The sequence below is a fragment of the Gemmatimonadaceae bacterium genome (genome assembly GCA_016720905.1).
Lineage (GTDB): Bacteria > Gemmatimonadota > Gemmatimonadetes > Gemmatimonadales > Gemmatimonadaceae > Gemmatimonas.
The window spans coordinates 1-17,003 of record JADKJT010000037.1; the positions used below are offsets into that span (position 1 = coordinate 1).

General features: G+C 63.5%; 19 protein-coding genes and 2 pseudogenes. 17 read left to right on the forward strand and 4 right to left on the reverse strand.

Annotated features, from left to right (window positions below; translation table 11 throughout):
* The first annotated feature begins 280 nt into the window (after positions 1-280).
* The 3 genes from IPP90_23110 to IPP90_23120 are packed head-to-tail and all read left to right on the forward strand — an operon-like array spanning position 281 to position 1,630.
* Positions 281-697, forward strand: a complete 417-nt coding sequence (locus IPP90_23110; protein MBL0173525.1) for a hypothetical protein — start codon at positions 281-283, stop codon at positions 695-697.
* 60 nt (positions 698-757) lie between these two features.
* Complete coding sequence (locus IPP90_23115) at positions 758-1,147, forward strand: cupin domain-containing protein (protein ID MBL0173526.1); 390 nt, start codon at positions 758-760, stop codon at positions 1,145-1,147.
* A 45-nt stretch (positions 1,148-1,192) separates the two neighbouring features.
* A complete protein-coding gene (locus tag IPP90_23120) occupies positions 1,193-1,630 on the forward strand; it encodes a hypothetical protein (GenBank protein MBL0173527.1) in 438 nt (145 codons plus the stop codon).
* 60 nt (positions 1,631-1,690) lie between these two features.
* On the opposite strand, the gene nirK is transcribed toward IPP90_23120, so the two are convergent.
* Entirely contained in the window at positions 1,691-3,136 is a 1,446-nt protein-coding gene (nirK, locus tag IPP90_23125) for a nitrite reductase, copper-containing (GenBank protein ID MBL0173528.1), read from the reverse strand.
* Between the two features lie 597 nt (positions 3,137-3,733).
* On the opposite strand from nirK, the gene IPP90_23130 reads away from it, so the two are divergent.
* A complete protein-coding gene (locus tag IPP90_23130; GenBank protein MBL0173529.1) occupies positions 3,734-4,309 on the forward strand; it encodes a hypothetical protein in 576 nt (191 codons plus the stop codon).
* Between the two features lie 838 nt (positions 4,310-5,147).
* Here the strand turns inward: IPP90_23130 and IPP90_23135 are convergent.
* Positions 5,148-6,678, reverse strand: a pseudogene (locus IPP90_23135) (IS1182 family transposase).
* A 175-nt stretch (positions 6,679-6,853) separates the two neighbouring features.
* On the opposite strand from IPP90_23135, the gene IPP90_23140 reads away from it, so the two are divergent.
* On the forward strand, positions 6,854-7,072 hold the full coding sequence (locus tag IPP90_23140; protein MBL0173530.1) for an addiction module protein: 219 nt from the start codon (positions 6,854-6,856) through the stop codon (positions 7,070-7,072).
* The gene (locus tag IPP90_23145; protein MBL0173531.1) at positions 7,073-7,372 is read left to right on the forward strand and encodes a type II toxin-antitoxin system RelE/ParE family toxin; all 300 of its coding nucleotides are present in this window, start codon (positions 7,073-7,075) and stop codon (positions 7,370-7,372) included.
* A 220-nt stretch (positions 7,373-7,592) separates the two neighbouring features.
* On the opposite strand, the gene IPP90_23150 is transcribed toward IPP90_23145, so the two are convergent.
* Positions 7,593-9,134, reverse strand: a complete 1,542-nt coding sequence (locus IPP90_23150; protein ID MBL0173532.1) for an IS1182 family transposase — start codon at positions 9,132-9,134, stop codon at positions 7,593-7,595.
* Between the two features lie 192 nt (positions 9,135-9,326).
* Between IPP90_23150 and IPP90_23155 the strand changes: the two genes are divergently transcribed.
* The 10 genes and pseudogenes from IPP90_23155 to IPP90_23200 all read left to right on the forward strand — a co-directional run bounded on the left by IPP90_23155 (position 9,327) and on the right by IPP90_23200 (position 14,676).
* On the forward strand, positions 9,327-9,608 hold the full coding sequence (locus tag IPP90_23155; GenBank protein ID MBL0173533.1) for a type II toxin-antitoxin system Phd/YefM family antitoxin: 282 nt from the start codon (positions 9,327-9,329) through the stop codon (positions 9,606-9,608).
* On the forward strand, positions 9,605-9,907 hold the full coding sequence (locus IPP90_23160; protein MBL0173534.1) for a type II toxin-antitoxin system RelE/ParE family toxin: 303 nt from the start codon (positions 9,605-9,607) through the stop codon (positions 9,905-9,907). Before IPP90_23155 ends, IPP90_23160 begins: the two co-directional genes overlap by 4 nt.
* A gap of 177 nt (positions 9,908-10,084) precedes the next feature.
* The gene (locus tag IPP90_23165; protein ID MBL0173535.1) at positions 10,085-10,387 is read left to right on the forward strand and encodes a BrnT family toxin; all 303 of its coding nucleotides are present in this window, start codon (positions 10,085-10,087) and stop codon (positions 10,385-10,387) included.
* Positions 10,359-10,712: a BrnA antitoxin family protein gene (locus tag IPP90_23170; protein MBL0173536.1), complete on the forward strand. Its 354-nt coding sequence runs from the start codon at positions 10,359-10,361 to the stop codon at positions 10,710-10,712. The genes IPP90_23165 and IPP90_23170 overlap by 29 nt, the downstream gene beginning before the upstream one ends.
* Positions 10,713-10,904: 192 nt before the next feature.
* Positions 10,905-11,105 (forward strand): type II toxin-antitoxin system HicA family toxin, encoded by a 201-nt coding sequence (locus IPP90_23175; protein ID MBL0173537.1) that lies wholly within the window; start codon positions 10,905-10,907, stop codon positions 11,103-11,105.
* 3 nt (positions 11,106-11,108) lie between these two features.
* On the forward strand, positions 11,109-11,324 hold the full coding sequence (locus IPP90_23180; protein ID MBL0173538.1) for a type II toxin-antitoxin system HicB family antitoxin: 216 nt from the start codon (positions 11,109-11,111) through the stop codon (positions 11,322-11,324).
* Positions 11,325-11,591: 267 nt separating this feature from the next.
* Complete coding sequence (locus IPP90_23185) at positions 11,592-11,912, forward strand: hypothetical protein (protein MBL0173539.1); 321 nt, start codon at positions 11,592-11,594, stop codon at positions 11,910-11,912.
* Between the two features lie 952 nt (positions 11,913-12,864).
* Entirely contained in the window at positions 12,865-14,034 is a 1,170-nt protein-coding gene (locus tag IPP90_23190; GenBank protein ID MBL0173540.1) for a hypothetical protein, read from the forward strand.
* Between the two features lie 95 nt (positions 14,035-14,129).
* Positions 14,130-14,449, forward strand: a pseudogene (locus tag IPP90_23195) (BrnT family toxin).
* Entirely contained in the window at positions 14,446-14,676 is a 231-nt protein-coding gene (locus IPP90_23200; GenBank protein ID MBL0173541.1) for a BrnA antitoxin family protein, read from the forward strand. Before IPP90_23195 ends, IPP90_23200 begins: the two are co-directional and overlap by 4 nt.
* A 1,004-nt stretch (positions 14,677-15,680) precedes the next feature.
* Here the strand turns inward: IPP90_23200 and IPP90_23205 are convergent.
* A complete protein-coding gene (locus tag IPP90_23205) occupies positions 15,681-16,691 on the reverse strand; it encodes a carboxypeptidase regulatory-like domain-containing protein (GenBank protein MBL0173542.1) in 1,011 nt (336 codons plus the stop codon).
* 129 nt (positions 16,692-16,820) lie between these two features.
* Between IPP90_23205 and IPP90_23210 the strand changes: the two genes are divergently transcribed.
* Positions 16,821-16,964: a hypothetical protein gene (locus tag IPP90_23210; GenBank protein MBL0173543.1), complete on the forward strand. Its 144-nt coding sequence runs from the start codon at positions 16,821-16,823 to the stop codon at positions 16,962-16,964.
* Positions 16,965-17,003 lie beyond the last annotated feature (39 nt).

The following is a 17,003-nucleotide window of genomic DNA, read 5'->3' on the forward strand; positions in this document are numbered from 1 at the left end:
GGCCACGTGGTGCTCGACCAGCTGCGCACCGTCGACCGGGAGCGCCTGGTCAAGCGACTCGGCGCGCTGACGGCCCCGACGCTCGGCAAAGCCCTCCCGAGGGTGCTCGGCAGATGTTCGCGCGTGACGGCGCGATACGGCGCTTGCTGCCGATGGCCGCGGGTGCGGATGGGTTGGGCGGGGTCGCCGTGATGACCTCGGTTGGTTGCGGCGACCCCGCCCAACCCTTTTTATATGAGCGTCCACAGCAGAAGCACACGTTATACCGACGGAGCCAGCCATGAGTAACGCGCGCACCGCACGCGAATGGGTCGGACGCCTCAGCGGCCTTGTCGGCGTGCTCTTCGGAATAGCCTCGATTGCCGCTGGCGCCAGTGTGCTCGCAGGTCGCGACCCCGGGTACCTGACCTTCCGCCCGCTTCTTTGGTTCAACGTAGCCATGGGGCTTGCCTACATCGTCGTTGGCATCCTCGCGTGGCGTCGAGCGGCCAAAGCGTGGAAAGCCGCCGGTCTCATCGCGGGCCTCAACGTCCTTGTACTCGTCGTCATCTTTGTGCTATCTCGGTCCGGTGGGCACGTTGCCGTCGACAGCGTGCGCGCAATGCTACTGCGAAGTGCGGTTTGGGTACTACTGACTGCCGGCGTAGCTTGGAGCGGCCGCGCCGCTGACGGCCGCGAGTCGCGCGCGAACGAGTAGTATTCGGGTAGGTCGACGCGCCGTCATCACTGCGCCGCCCGTCCCTCCCCCGGAGATTGTATGACTGAAGAGGATCGCCTGCGCGCGCACCCGCACGAGCGCTTGGCTGGCAACGCGCAGCACATCGACTTGTCGGCTGCGGCCGCGAAATTACGCGCCGAACCGCACGCGGCCAAGAATGGACATCGTCAGGTCGCGCTCGCGCGCCATGGCGCACTCGCCCAGCTGCTGTTTGTGTTCGAGCCGGACGGTGAGCTCAAGGCGCACCGCACCGACGGCGAAGTCACCATTCACGTGCTTTCTGGGGAGCTCGTGGTGACACTGGAGGATGGTCCGCGGGTTCTCCACGGTGGGCAACTCCTTTGTCTCGCAGGGAATGTCACGCACTCCGTGCGCGCGACGACGGCGAGCGAGATGCTCCTGACAATCTGTCACCGTGCTCGCGCGTAGCGTGGCAACAACCTTGACGCCGCCGAGCGCGAGCGGAGCGCCGTAGTGAACCCGCTGGTCCGACGCTATCTCAAGACGGCCATCGCCTTCCTGCTGATCGGTCTGGCGCTCGGCTTCTGGATGCTCCTCGGCCGCGAGTTCGGCGTGCCAGTCGCTTGGCGACTGCGCAGCGCGCACACGCACGCGTTGCTGGTCGGGTTCGTGCTGATGATGATTGCCGGCGTTGCGCTGTGGATGTTTCCGCGGCCTCGCGTCGGCGAAGCCAAGCATCAACCGCTGCTCGCGGAGATCGCGTGGTGGGGAATCGCCGGAGGCACGGGAGTGCGCGTCGTGCTTGAGTCGTGGCCAGGGACGCAGCAAGACTTGGCATGGCGCGCGGCCATCGTCGTGGCGGCGGCGCTGCAGGTTGCCGGACTCGGGCTGTTCTTCGTGGCGCTGTGGCCGCGGATCCGGAGTTCCGGCGCGAGCGCCGAGGCTCGCTAGGCGGTGGCGGCATGGCGCACCGCGCGACACACGCGCGGCAGCGCCAGCCCCACTTTCTAACTAGTGAGCATCCATGTTCACGCGTCGCCCGCCTGCCGCACGTACGGTCTTGACTTGGTCTGGCGTGACACGCGTGCCGTTGTTGCCCCATTGGCTGTAGACGTACGTCAGGACGTTGGCGACGTCTTCGTCAGCGAGCGACAGCGCTGGCATCAGGCTGTTGTACTGCACGCCATTCACCGTCACGGGGCCCGAGAGGCCGTGCAGCACCACGCCGATGGCGCGCGTCACGTCAGCGTTCAGATAGTCTGATCCGGCGAGCGGTGGGAACGCCCCAGCCAGCCCGTTACCGGCTGGTTGATGGCAGGCGGCGCAATTTTGCGCGTAAACGCGCTCGCCCATGGTGATCTGTTCCGCCCGATTCCGCGCCGTGGCTGGCGCTGGCGCGTCACTCGTCGGCATCCGTTGCATCGCACCGCCCTCGGGCTGGTAGATGCCCTCGTACTGCCGGCCGGAGTAGACGCCGCTGTCCGGCGCACCGCCCACCGTCAGCATACCGATGGCGCCCTTGTTGAAGGCACGGAAGATGGAGTGGTCCACGAGGATGTAGTTACCCGTGGTCTCGAGCTTGAACTCGACGATGGCTGCTCCGCCCGCGGGAATCAGCGTGGTCTGCACATTCTCGTTGATGCTCTTCGTGCCGCCTTCCGTGTACACGCGGTCGAAGATCTCGCCGATGACGTGGAAGCTCGAGACGAGGTTTGGCCCACCATTCCCCACGAACAGTCGCACGGTCTCACCCACTTCAGCTGTGAGCGCCTTCTCACCCATCAGGGCGCCGGCCGAGCCATTGAACACGACGTAGGCAGGATCCTCGTCGATGGCACGTTGCATATCGAAGGGTTGGTGGCCCGCAACGCCGAAGTTCCCGCGCGTGTAGAACTCGCCCTGCTGCACGTAGTACTCGCGATCAACCGCCGGGAGACCGCCCTTGGGCTCTACGAGGATGAGCCCGTACATACCGTTCGCAATGTGCATCCCCACCGGCGACGTTGCGCAGTGGTAGACGTACAATCCGGGATTCAGCGCCTCGAAGGTGAACGTCGCCGTCTGACCAGGAGTCACCAGCGATGCCGATGCACCACCACCGGGCCCAGTTACCGCGTGCAGGTCAATGTTGTGCGGATTCTTGCTGGATGGATGATTGGCAAGATGGAACTCCACAACGTCGCCCTGCCGCACACGAATGAAGGATCCGGGTACTGTGCCACCGAAAGTCCAGAACGTGTAGTCCACTCCGTCGGCGAGCCGAGACGTCTGCTCGTGTGCCCCGAGATTGACGATGACCTTCGTGGGATGCTTGCGCGTAATCGGCGGCGGCACTTCGGGCGGCGACGTGAGCACCGCCGTCTCCTCTCCACGGAGTCGCTCGCCGCCGCAGGCTGCGACCAAGGTGAGAATGGTCAGAGCTAGGAGCCGGAGAGCTTGGGCAGGAGCATTGTGCATCGAGAACCTCGAAGCAATAGGGTGGGGGGATGAGGGAATCTACAGGAGTTTGCACTTCACGCGGGGGAACCGGAAAATGCCTGTTCCGAGGATGAAGACATCACCACACGGCCCGATCCCATGCTCCGCGTCGAGTCAGCGGACTAGATACTCGGCGCGGCTTCGTTGACACCTCCTCCTCGAGAGAGCCAAGGGGGCGCTGCCGAACGGCCTGCGCAATGATTCCAAACATTCTTGCGATCGCACGCTCGCCCCGGTAAGCCCGACCCGCCCCGGCGCTACCTGTCTATGCGCTCATGCTGCCGAAGTGGTGAAAGGGCGCGCAGGGTGGGTCCCTGCGCTGGGCTGCGCTGACCGAGACGAGATGACGTACCGTCCCTTTCAGGCACGGTCAGTCTGTTTTGCTTCACAATTTGAGTGCGAGCGGTATAACGAAGCTTGCTGCCGACAAACGCAGGTGCGGTAGCGGTTGTGGGGCCGCTGCTCCACTTTATGGAAGGAATCTAGCGGCCCCGCAACCGAATTTTATGGGAGCGCTTGCAGCAGAAGCACACGTTAGAGCGACTGCACCGTGACATCGGTGGCGCATCCAGGGTAATGCGCTTGATGATCTGCTTAGCGTTCTGGAGACGCCTCCTGAGCCCGTTGGGCGCAATCTGCCTGCTGGCGCTCGGCTGCACGGACCCGTTGGCTCCGTCGAGCGCTGCGGGCACCTACGTGCTCGTGCGGTATGACGGTGCGGCGATGCCGGCGACGGTGCCGCTCTCGGGGCCGCCATCATTCTTCACCGTCATCGCGGATACGTTAGTCCTCGACCGCGCGGGCCGCGGCAGCAAGGTGACCGTCTTCGAGGCCGAACACATCCCTGGAGTCATCGAGCGCGAGTCGCGCAGCCGGTCGATCTTGGTCGCCGAGCGTTCGGGGCAGCTGTACGTCGCCTTCTGGCCCTATCTCTTCTGCGAGGGCCCGGATTGCCGCCCGATTCCAGCCACCTGCTCACGCCAGTCGGCAGGAGGCTGTTCCTCAGCTCGGGAATCAGGTCATGGAATACGAGGCATTGGCCCCGGCGCTCTAACGACGCTTGGTGCCGACGGCCGCGTTAACGAAGCAGGTGAGCGGCCGCGCTCTATCGTACCTTTCGGTACGGCGCGGCCGCTCACCTGCATTTTATGAAAGCGTCCGCAGCACAAGCCCACGTTAGTCAGACAGCCACGCATACGTGATTCGGCCAATCTTTCTCCTTAGCATCGCGCTGTTGTCCGCGGCCCCTGAGGCGTGGACGCAGTCGTCGCTCGATCTCGTGCGTGTGTCGGAATTCGTTAGCGCGGAGTACACCGGCGAGCTACCCGGTTCGACGCAGCTCTCTGGCTGGGTGGTCGAGAGCGTCGGCGCCTGGCGGTATGCTCTCAGCTGGGTCCGCACCCCCCGGGCGACCGCCCGCTCTTCAAGCGTATGCTTCAGCGCGATTCTGCCGGCCGTCCCATCGTGGCGGGGTAATCGCAGCGTTTGTTCCTCGGCGTCACCGAAGGCGCACGCCGCCTTTCTCAGCCCAGGCTATGTGGGGTGAGTGGGCGCTCCGATCTGAACGTCGTGGCGGTCGTCCGGCGACCGACACAGGTGGTACACCGACGTGCGGCGTGCCTGGCGTCTGGATCCGGCCACGGCCACAGCCATTCCAGTCCCTGCAGAGAAGGTCCGCTGCGCCAACGAGGGATGGGGAGTACAGAGTTCCGCGTCCGCTGCTGACTAACGACGCTTGGTGTCTGACGGCCGCGTTAACGAAGCAGGCGAGCGGCCGCGCTCTATCGTACCTTGAGGTACGGCGCGGCCGCTCACCTGCATTTTATGGAAGCGTCCGCAGCACAAGCCCACGTTGAGGCTGTAGGATAAGCCTTTTCGCGCCGCTCCTGCGCGTTCAAATCGATCTCGCCGCGTGGAAGTGCAGGTCGTGTATTCGTCCTGCGGTTTTTGGGTGACTTGTGCGCGAATACGCGCATCCAGTGATCGCTTTCTACGCCGCGTAGCCCGCGTGGGCGAGCTTTTCAATGTTGTGCACCAGGCAAAACAGTTTCCATTGGCCATCCACTTTCGCGCGCCCGCGCAGCGTGAAGCGATCGAGGCGCTTGTTGTGTCGCAGATTCGCAAACACCGGCTCGACCGTCGCAAAACGTCGGCCATATTGTTCGCGCCCGCTCGGGGTATCGATGCGCGCTTTCATCCGCGCGGTGTGCGTTGCGCCGTCGGCATCCACACGACCGCGAAAGAAGGCGACGTTGCGCACCGGCGTAGTGTGCGGCGTGCGGAGACACTGCGCCCGCAACGCACACGGGAGGCAATCGTGCGGCGCGCCTTGAAAGTGTTCCCCGACGAAGCCATTCGTGACATTGCTGCGTCCTCGGCGGCGGAGCGATTTGCCCGCCGGACAGATACAGGTGCGCGCGTCAGCATCGTACCGGAAATCCGTCGGTGTGAAGACCGGATGCGCGGTGACCGTCGGTTTCGATTTGTCGTGCAGTGGATTGGGCAGCACCGTGTATCGGTCTTGCGTCGCGAAGCGCTCGTCACGACGACGCATCTCGTTGTCCGCGATCAAGGTCGGCACGCTGCATCGCCGCGAGTTGCTGGAGATTCGCTTCGCTGTGGTATCCCGCGTCGGCGGTAATGAGCGTGTCGTTGGTACGCATCGCCTCCACGGCGGCGACGACGGGCAGGAGCAGTTCTTGCTCGGAGCCCGTGCCGTGCGCCTGCGCGTCCACGATGATCTGATGCGCCGCATCGACCGCCGCGACGCCCGTGTAGCCCTGCAGGACGCCTTTGCTCGTCGCCATCTTCGCGCTCTCGTTGTCGGTGCGATTGCTCTTGCGGATCGCCCCCTTCGCGCCGCGCCGCTCGTCCGGATTGCGTGCGAGCCACGTGCGAATCTGCGCCGCATCGTGTTCCAACTTCTCGATCCGTTTGGTGGCTTTCGTGTCCGGATCCGGCTCGGTGGGCGCCGTGTCGGCGGCCCGATGGCGCGTGAGCATCGTCGTGGCGGCCGCCTCGAGCTTCTCCGCCTGGCGTTCGAAATCGGCCCGCGTCCCACTGCGATGTTTCGAGGCATTGCTCGGCAGCTTCACCCCATCAATCGCAAACATCTCGCGGCCGATCAGCCCCTGCGCATCGCACACCGTCAGGATCGCCGCGAACACGGGGGCGATGTCGCGCCCCAGCGTACTGACGAATTTCGCGATCGTGGTGAAGTGCGGCGCCCGATCGCCGCAGAGCGCGATGAACGTCACGTGCTCCTGGCACGCCCGTTCGATCTGTCGACTGCTCACGATCCCCTTGGAGTACGCGAACAGCACGACCTTGAGCAACAGCGCGGGCGGATACGCCGGCGCGCCGGTGGCATCGTTCTGAAAGCGGGCGTCGAAGTGCGACAGGTCGATTTCGTGGTCGAGCAGGTGATTTAACGCGTGCTCGAACGTCCCGGGCAACAGCTGGCGAGACAGATCCACGGGGATCAACTTCGGCTGGGTATCGATGTACTTGTAACGGGCCATGGCGCAGACTCTCGACAGCGAGGCGAAACGACACCACATTCGATGCACGACAAACCCGTCGCGAGGCATCAAGTTCCGTTTCCACATTGGTTCGAATCGGGACTTATCCTACAGCTTCGTTATGGCCACGTGGGCAGGCATTGCGGTGAACGGACATTCCCGGCATCCTTGATCTATGGTTGAACGGTCGCAGACCCTCGAATCCCTCACCGCCGAAGAGCGCATCGCGCTGATCGGCCGTCTCTGGGACAGTCTTGATCCGGCGGCCGCCGCGCCGCTCACGCCTTCCCTCGCCGCGGATCTCGACCGCCGCGAAACCGAAGCTGATGCCGATCCTGACGCGGGCATTCCGTGGGCCGCTCTCCGCGATGAGCTGCGGGCCCGGATTCGCTAAGTGTCCGCCCTCCGCATCAGGGCGCAGGCCCGCGCCGAAATTGCGGAAGCGTTCGAATGGTATCTCGCCCGATCCCAAGACGCATCGGTGGACTTTCTGGAAGAGCTCGACGTCGCCATGAACAAGATCGTGGAGGCACCTGAACACTTTCCCGTCGTACGCGGCCGACTACGTCGAGTGTTGCTGCACCGATTTCCGTACGCGGTCTATTTCAAGCTGTATCCCAACAGTATCAGCGTTGTCGGCGTCATCCACGGTCATCGTCACCCCGCCACTTGGCTTCGTCGCGCCGGGCCATAACGACGCATTGCTGCCGACAGCGCTTTGCGGAATGCGCGCTGCGCGCACCATTTCATTGGGGCGCTGCAGCAGACCGCAACGTTGAGGCTGTAGGATAAGCCCTTTTCGCGCCGCTCCTGCGCGTTCAAATCGATCTCGCCGCGTGGAAGTGCAGGTCGTGTATTCGTCCTGCGGTTTTTGGGTGACTTGTGCGCGAATACGCGCATCCAGTGATCGCTTTCTACGCCGCGTAGCCCGCGTGGGCGAGCTTTTCAATGTTGTGCACCAGGCAAAACAGTTTCCATTGGCCATCCACTTTCGCGCGCCCGCGCAGCGTGAAGCGATCGAGGCGCTTGTTGTGCCGCAAGTTCGCAAACACCGGCTCGACCGTCGCGAAGCGGCGACCGTATTGCTCGCGGCCGCGTGGGGAATCGATCCGCGCCTTCATGCGCATGGTGTGCGTTTCGCGGGGCTGCCGCGTATCGGGTTCGACGCGGCCTCGAAAGAAAGCGACGTTGCGCACAGCGGTCGTGTCGGGCGTGCGGAGACACAGCGCCCGCAGCGCACACGGGACGCAGTCGCGCTTCGCGCCGCGGAAGTGTTCGCCGACATAGTCCTTGGTCATATTCGCGCGCCCTTTTCGGTAGAGCGATTGGCCGGCGGGACAGGTGCACGTGCGCGCGTCGGCGTCGTAGTGGAAATCGTTCGGCGTGAACAGCGGGGTGGCGGTGACCGTCGGTTTTGATTTGTCGTGCAGTGGATTGGGGAGCACCGTGTAGCGGTCTTGCGTCGCGAAGCGTTCATCCCGACGGCGCATGTCGTTGTCCGCGATCAAGGTCGGCACCTGCATCGCCGCGAGCTGCTGCAGGTTCGCTTCGCTATGATACCCCGCGTCGGCCGTGATCAGCGTGTCAGCGGTCCGCCACGCGTGCACGGCCCTCACCACGGGCAGGAGCAGTTCCTGCTCGGAGCCCGTGCCGTGTGCCTGCGCGTCCACAATGATCTGATGCGCCGCATCGACCGCCGCGACGCCCGTGTAGCCCTGTAGGACGCCCTTGCTCGTCGCCATCTTCGCGCTCTCATTGTCCGTGCGATTGCTCTTGCGGATCGCCCCTTTCGCGCCGCGACGCTCCTCCGGATTCCGCGCGAGCCACGTGCGAATCTGCGCGGCATCGTGTTCCAACTTCTCGATCCGTTTGGTGGCTTTCGTGTCCGGATCCGGCTCGGTGGGCGCCGTGTCGGCGGCCCGATGGCGCGTGAGCATCGTCGTAGTGGCCGCCTCGAGCTTCTCCGCCTGGCGTTCGAAATCGGCCCGCGTCCCACTGCGATGTTTCGAGGCATTGCTCGGCAGCTTCACCCCATCAATCGCAAACATCTCGCGGCCGATCAGCCCCTGCGCGTCGCACACGGCGAGGATCGCGGCAAACACCGGCGCGATGGCAGTCCCGAGCGTGCTCACGAACCTCGCGATCGTCGTGAAGTGGGGCGCGCGATCCCCACACAGCGCGATGAACGTCACGTGCTCCTGACACACCCGTTCGATCTGTCGGCTGCTCACGATCCCCTGCGAGTAGGCGAAGAGCACCACCTTGAGCAACAGCGCGGGCGGATAGGCCGGTGCGCCCGTCGCATCGTTCTGGAAGCGGGCGTCGAAGTGGGACAGGTCGATTTCGTGGTCGAGCAGATGATTCAACGCGTGCTCGAACGTCCCAGGGAGCAGCTGGCGGGACAGATCCACCGGGATCAACTTCGGCTGGGTATCGATGTACTTGTAGCGGGCCATGGCGGGCACTCGACAGCGAGGCGAAACGACACCACATTCGATGCACGACAAACCCGTCGCGAGGCATCAAGTTCCGTTTCCACATTGGTTCGAATCGGGACTTATCCTACAGCTTCGTTATACGCACTACGAGCGCTTGCGCGGCCGCGAGATGATCGGTACATTCCTCCGTACAGACTTTCAGGAGCCCCTATGCCGAAATTGAAGCCCAGCCGCGATATCCAGCCGGTGACGGAGTTCCGGGCCAATGCCGCGCAGTTCATCGAGCAGGTCCAGGCCACCGGCGAGCCGGTCATCCTGACGCAGCACGGTCGGAGCGCGGCGGTGCTCTTAGACGTGGGCTCTTACGAGGGGATGCTCGATGAACTCGCCCTGTTACGGGACGTGCGGAAGGCGGAGCAGCAAGTGGCGGCAGGGAAGATCCTCACGCACGCGGCGGTGGCGAAGAAGCTCCGGGTGCGTCTCGCGCGATGAAGGTCGTCTGGTCCCCGCTCGCAGAGCAGCGGGCATTGGAGGCCGTGGACTTCATCGCGCAAGATCGTCCGGCGGCAGCGGCGGCGTGGCTCGAGAAATTGCTGGCGCGTGTGAAGGCATTGGAACGGTTTGAGCAGCAAGGGCGCGTTGTGCGCGAGATCGGGCTCCCAGCGTATCGCGAAGTGCTGCACGCGCCATATCGGATCATCTATCGGGTGGATGCGGCCCGTGTGGTGATTCTCACCCTCCGGCACGAGCGACGGGCGTGGGACGCGGCGGAAGTCAGCGGCGGCGTATAACTACGCGATGCTGCTGGCAGCGCATGGCGGAATGCGCGCTGCGCGCGCAACTTCATGAGAGCGCTGCAGCAGATCGCAAACGTTATGCACATTGAACTGGCCCCGGCGACCGCGGCTGGTGGGCTGGCGAGCCGTATATGACCAGCATATACTAGTAGTGTGACCGATTTCGCTGCTCTGACTGCCCAGCTCGTCGGCTTCGACTGGGACCGTGGAAACGCCGAGAAGAACTGGGCGCGCCACGGCGTGTCGCGGGCGGAGGCGGAGGAGGTCTTCTTCAATCGGCCGGTACTGCTGGCCGAGGATGCGAAGCACTCGGCTCACGAGCGGCGCTATAACCTGCTCGGCCGCTCGAACGCCGGGCGCCTGCTCTCCGTCATCTTCACCGTTCGGCAGAATCTCGTTCGTGTCATCTCGGCCCGGCCCATGAGCCGGAAGGAGCGTTCGCACTATGCCAAAGTCCCGTTCGAAGCGCCCTAGCGCGAAGCCGAAGGCGCGCGCGAAGGCCCCCTTGAAGGCCATTCCGCACTTCCGCTCCGAAGACGAGGAGCGGGAGTTTTGGGCGACCGCCGATTCGGCGGAATACTTCGATTGGACCAGCGCACGACGCGTCGCGTTTCCCAATCTGAAGCCATCGACCGAAACGATTTCGCTGCGCTTGCCGCAAGGCCTGCTCGACGATCTCAAGGTGCTCGCGAATCAGCGCGATGTGCCGTACCAGTCACTCTTGAAAGTCTACCTGGCAGAGCGCGTCGCCGTCGAGCGCGATACGGCGACACGTCCGTCTCGTCGCGCGAGTGCATAACGATCGTTGCTGTTGACAGCGCTTTGCGGTATGCGCGCTTCGCGCGCAATTTCATCAGAGCGCTGCAACAGAACCGGGCGTTATGCTGCAATAGAATGATCGTTGCGACGGCAAGGCCCATCGGGCATGGTATCGAATGACGCGTTAACCGAGGACGCGAGCAAGATTCATTCGACGGGCCGGGAGTGCGGCGTGAAAGTTCGCGATGTGCTCCGATTGCTTGCTGATGACGGGTGGGTGCTCGCGCGAACGCGAGGCAGTCATCACCAGTTCCGACATCCCTCGAAACCGGGGCTGGTCACCCTCGCGGGCTCTAGCAATGACGACCTTGCGCCAGGTACTTTGAATAGCATCCTGAAGCAGGCAGGGCTCAAGACCTCGGGTCAGGAGTAACGCGTGCACCGCTACTTGATCATCATTGAATCGACCCCCACCGGCTTCTCGGCGTATTCGCCGGACCTGCCGGGATGCGTCGCCGCGGGCGCGTCGCAGTCCGACGTGGAGCGCGCGATGCGTGAGGCGATCGAGTTACATCTGGAAGGCCTCCGCGAGGCAGGCCTGCCACTTCCCGTGGGCGGTACGTCGGCGACCTACGTAGAGGTTGCTGCATAACGACGCGTTGCTGCCGACAGCGCTTTGCGGAAGGCGCGCTGAGCGCGCAATTTCGTAAGAGCGCTGCTGCAGAACCTAACGTTAGACATGCGAGGGACATGAATGAAAGGCAGAACGTGGAGCAACTTCGCGGCCGTCGTTCTGTATTCGCCGGCCGTCGCGATGCTTGTGTCCTGTGCGCCTCGGCGCATTGCAACGGACCACTTTGAGCGGAGCGGATGTGCCAACGTGCCGGGGATCGTACGGCTACACTTCGCAGCACGGCGGATGCCGGAGCTCGAACGGGCTGGTCTTGGCGCGTTGTTCGTGGAGGTGCGATCGATGAGCGGGCCGCCGATTCAAGGCGTGCTCGTGCTGTTCGGCTCGAATCCGCCGGACATGGCCGTCGACAGCTCGGACGCGTTGGGACGGGCGGCGCTTCGATTCCCCCCACGCACCCTGATACTGTCGATGAGACGGCTGGGCTACACGATCGAGCGAATCCCGTTCACGTTTCGGGCCGGGTACAACGATACCGTGCGTGTGCGTCTGCAGTGCGCGGTACCCGTCGCCTCTTCGCGAGCGGCCGCACGCGCGACCGAAGTCTAACGACGCATTGCTGCCGACAGCGCTTATGCGGAATGCAGTAGCTGCGCGCGCGAATTTCATTCCTGAGCGCTGCAGCAGAATGAATTCGTTAAGAACGCGCGAAGGGGACCGCCTGGCGCAGTGCACTTTTTCTTGGATGGCAGCGCGGCAAGATCAGGCCGCGACCTGAAAGCTTCAACGAGCGCTGGCTGGTGCGGCAGCGAGTTCGTCGCGCACGAGGTCGTTCGGAGTGTTGGTTAGTTGCGCATCAAGGCGGTCGCGGGCGTACGTCAGTGCTCGATCAGTGATTCCACCCATCCGTGGGATTCGCGGTGGGGCGAGGTCCGTTCTAACCTCACGCTGCTGCCGAAAGCGCATGGCGGAATGCGCGCTGCGCGCGCAAGTTTAGGAGAGCGCTGCGGCAGACCGTCAACGTTAGGCGCACGAGAGAGGTCACACGCCCATATGGCGCGACGGTACGCGACAATCTTCCAATGCGACGACAGTAGCCTCTGGGTTCGCTTCAGATATGCCGACCCTGAGCGCAGCGAGCGCTCCGGGCAGCGTCTCGACCAGGGCGAGTCGCTTGAGGGGGTGGCATTCGAGCAGTGGGAGGCGCACGTCGGCCAGCGCGTGGATCTTTCGACGTGGCATGGCACGGGGGAGGGAATGATCGGCGGCCCCGACCGCATGGAGGTCGCGGCGATCCTGTGACGGGCCGCTCACCCAGCCCTTCACTTCCATGGCCTCCACGGAGGAGATTGAGGCTGAGATTGCGCGATGGGAGGCCGAGCTCGTAGGCGACCGGTACGAGTACTTGCCCGAGGTCCGACGCGACATCCGGCGATGGATCCGCACCGGTCGGAAAGAAATCGCGAGCCGTACACATCCGCGACGTTCGCGCCGCCGTGGCGCCTAACCAAGCGTTGCTGCTGACAGCGCTTTGCGGAATGCGCGCTGCGCGCGCAATTTCATGAGGGCGCTGCAGCAGAACGCCAGCACGTTAGAGCGCTTTACCGACATTCTCGCAGACGCAAAGTCCATGAATCCAAAAGTGTTCGTCGCCCATTGCGTCATCGGCACCATCGTCGCGTTCCGAGCAGCGTCAGCGCAGTCATCAATTGTCGAAGTACCAGATGCCATCGCGTGCAAATCGTGTCGTATCGAGCGCGGACTGTCCATCGTGCTCAAGTCGAATCAGAAGGGCTTCTCAGTTCAGCCTACAGATGTCGCGCTCGACTCGCGTGGGCGAATTTGGGTTGCTGAGGAAGGGGTTGGTGTTCGCGTATTTCGTTCGAGCGGTGAATTTGAGGCGGACGTCGGCCGCAAGGGTAGCGGGCCAGATGAGTATCAGGAGCCCTTCGGCTTCTTGACACTTCCTAGCGACTCGATGCTCGTGTTGGACTCGCGCAGCAACGTCGCGCACGTCGTCAGTCCGCAGCTGCGTTCGGTGCGGCGCGTCCGGCTAACGGGATTCATGTTCCCGCTGCTACCACTTTCGTGGCCCTCGCTCGTCGCGGCGACCGGAATGATCTCCACAAAGGCGTCTATCGATCAGCCCTTACATCTCGTGGCATTTGCGGGTGCTGATGTTGCAGTGACCAAGTCCGTCCGATTCCCTGCCGATCCACCGGATCGCGCCCACCCGACGTCGCTGTTCGTCCGACTTGCTCACGCCCGCGCCGGTGGGTTTTGGACCGCAGACCAATTTGCGTATCGTCTGACGCGATGGAGCCCCGAAGGCGCGCCCATTCAGACGCTAGTACGAAAGCCGTCGTGGTTTGCGGGTCGTTCGATGGATTGGATTGGCAATCCATCGACGCCGGCGCCGCCGCGCATCATCGCCGTCGTCGAGGATGCCGACGGCCTGATCTGGGTGTTTCATCAAGTTGCCAGCCCTCGTTGGCGCGACGGTTGGCCGACCCAACGGACGACTGGCGAGGTCGCCACACGGCAGATTGCCTTTGAGCGGCTGTTTACAACGCGGATCGAAGTGATTGATCCGAAGTCCGCGCGCGTCGTCGCCGAGACTGCTCTCGATGCCTTTGTCCCAACAGTACTGAGCGACGGACGCGCGGTGGTCTACGCCACCGACGACAATGATGTTCGGCTTTCAGTCGTGTCGTTCCGCTTGAAGCGGTAAGCGCACCAACAGATCGGGGCGAGCACGCTCTAACGACGCGTTGCTGCCGGCGTTATGCGGACGGGGAGTTGAACGGGCGTGCCTCTTGACTGTACATGGAATGTACGTACAGTGCTCAGAGGACTGGTCCCCACTTCGAATGGGATCCCCGTAAGGCGACCAAGAATGTCGCGAAGCCGGGGTCACCTTTCTCGAGGCGCAAACGGTGTTCGAGGATGAGGAGGCGCTATTCATGCCCGATCCGGATCATTCGGGTGACGAAGAGCGGTTCATCTTGCTCGGTCTGAGCGATGCGCTGCGGGTCTTGGTGGTCATTCATTGCGAACGTGGCGACGGTGAGGTGATCCGACTGATCTCCGCCCGAAAGGCGGTGCCACTTGAGCGCGCAACGTACACGCAACGGAGAGTCCGATGAGGAAGCAATACGACTTTGCCAACGCCAAGAAGAACCCCTACGCGAAACGACTGAAGAAGCCCGTCACGATTCGTTTGGACGAGTCCACGGTGGCGTACTTCAAAGCGCTGGCCGACGAGACCGAGCTGCCGTATCAGAGTCTGATCAACCTATACCTACGCGACTGTGCGGCGTCGGGCCGTCGCCTGTCGATGGCCTGGCGCGCGGCGAAGTCGGGCGCCGCATAACGGCGCGTTGCAGTTGACAGCCGCGCTATTGTTGGCGCGCTGCACGCGCTCCTATTTGATGCGACTGCAACTGAACGCAAGTGTTAGATGGCGACAACCAACTTCAGCTGGAAGGCACTGCAATTGGCGAAGGTCTTGAACGATCGCACCGCGCGTGCCCGACTTCGGAAACTGTTCCCACAGGAGTCACCCGACCTGACGTCGATCGACACGCCGTCACTGGTATGCTGGATGAAGGAGTGCACCTTTCAGCAACTCGCTTGGCCGGGCTGGAGACTGGATGGGATCCGCTGGCGTCGTGCTCAGCGTCGGGCCCATGGCGAATTCACGGAACGTCTCCTTGCGGACGCGGGCTCGCCGCAAGCTCCGTGCGACCATTGCCACGTGCGTCAGCCCACCCATCATGTAGCGTATCCGCCCGACGACGATCCGTACTTCGCTCACTACTGCAAGGCGTGTGGACCTGACATGCCGACGGGATGGTTCGTGGTCACGGAAGCATAGCGCCGTGCTGCGCCAACTCGTCAAACCCAACGAAATGTTGTTCCCCTGCACGGAGTAGATTTGACGTCCAGCGCCGATGCGTGACAGGAGCGTATAACGGCCGAGCGTGGCGGCGGGCGGGAAATTCACAGGCAGAAATGTGTCGAGCAGTAGGACGTTTGACCACGCCGAGCGACGAGAAAACGGTGCCAGCACGGGAACTCTCCCCGGTCGACCTGGCGTCGTGGGGCGGCAGTCCCCGTGCGTAGTAAATGAGCCGAAATCGGCGAGGTCTGCGCGTATTGGCATGGACCACCAGCCTACCTGCCTATGCGCCGCCTCTCCTTTCCTGTCCTGCTGTTGCTCCTCCTCGCCGCGTGCGGTGGCGGCGGCGACGCCATTTCCCCGCCTCCGACGCCCGGACCGACGCCGTCGAACGTACCGGCCGCGCTAGCGGTGGGGCTGCGCAGCCACGCGCGACGCAACCAGCATCGTCGCGACGAGCGCGAGCGACCACGCTTTCACTTACGCCACCACACCACCAACGACACGCCACAGTCGGACGGGGGCACCACCGCCATCTCGCGCTTGTTCTGCTCAAACTTGTCCGCCGCGCCACCGCCGTTCGGCCGAACCGTGGTGCGAACGCCGGGATTGATGTACGCCTCGACAAACTCCAAGTCCTTTGCCGTGATCGCCCACAGCGGGAGCGTGCGCTTGGGATCGCCGTTCTCCATCACCGGACAGTCCGGGTTCATGAGGTGCCCACTGGCAAAGCTGCCAATCGCGCGCAAGTCCGTGAACCCGAGCCGCTCGATGTCCTCACGCGAAAAAAACTTGCTCGTCGCTGGCGCGGCGCGCAGCACGCGCAGGTTCTGGTCAAACAGCATGGCGCCGTAGCGCGGATCGCTGTCTTTCGTTTCGGGCAGCATCCACGCAGCGATCTTGCGGCCCGTGTCCTTCGGGACGGTGACACTGACCACCTGCCGCCGGAATCCACCGCGTCGCAGCACGACCATGTACGTACCGGCCCGCACGGGCAGGAAGAAGGCGCCGACGGAATCGGTCTCGACCGATTGATTCGTGCCAACCACCTGCACCTTCACACCGCCGAGCGGCCGATAGCCTGTATCGGCGACGACACCGCTCAATCCACCGCGAGCGGCCACCGTCACCACAGACGGCAACGAAAACGGGACACGCTTCAGCACAATCGCGACCGTGCCTGCACCGTCTTTCACAGACACCTTCACCGATGCAGGAGCAAATCCGACCCGACGCACTTGCAGCGTGTACTTGCCGTTCGCGAGCTGATCGACGGTGAACGCGCCATCGGCGCGCGATCGCACTCGCGTGCGGAGTTGCATCACCAGCACTTCAGCGCCTTCCACCGGGCGACCGACGTCGTCTCGTACGACGCCACTGATCGCGCCCGTAACGGGTTGCGCGTCCTGCGCGCGGGCCGACGTCGTGACTGCCACCAACGCGACCGCGGCGAGCGCAGTCGGAATCCATCGAAGAATGCGACGCATTCCTGATGATCCCGACCGCACCCGCCGCTGTCAAGCCAATTCCTACTTCGCCATGAACTGTCGCTCGTTGCACACCCGCGACCGCAGCAACGCCCAACCGACGGGACGCAGGGCTTTCAAATTTGTACCGTGGCGAACGACAAATACTGGGCAGAGCTCACAGTGCGCAGCGTCAACGCGTACAACCGCAAGAAGCTCGAGGTGTTGAATCAGCTGCTGGATGTCGTGGAGCAGCCCCCCAATCGGATCCCGTCGGATCTGCAGCCGGTATAGGCATTGCGCGACGGCCGATTCTGTCGCAACGTCGGCGGG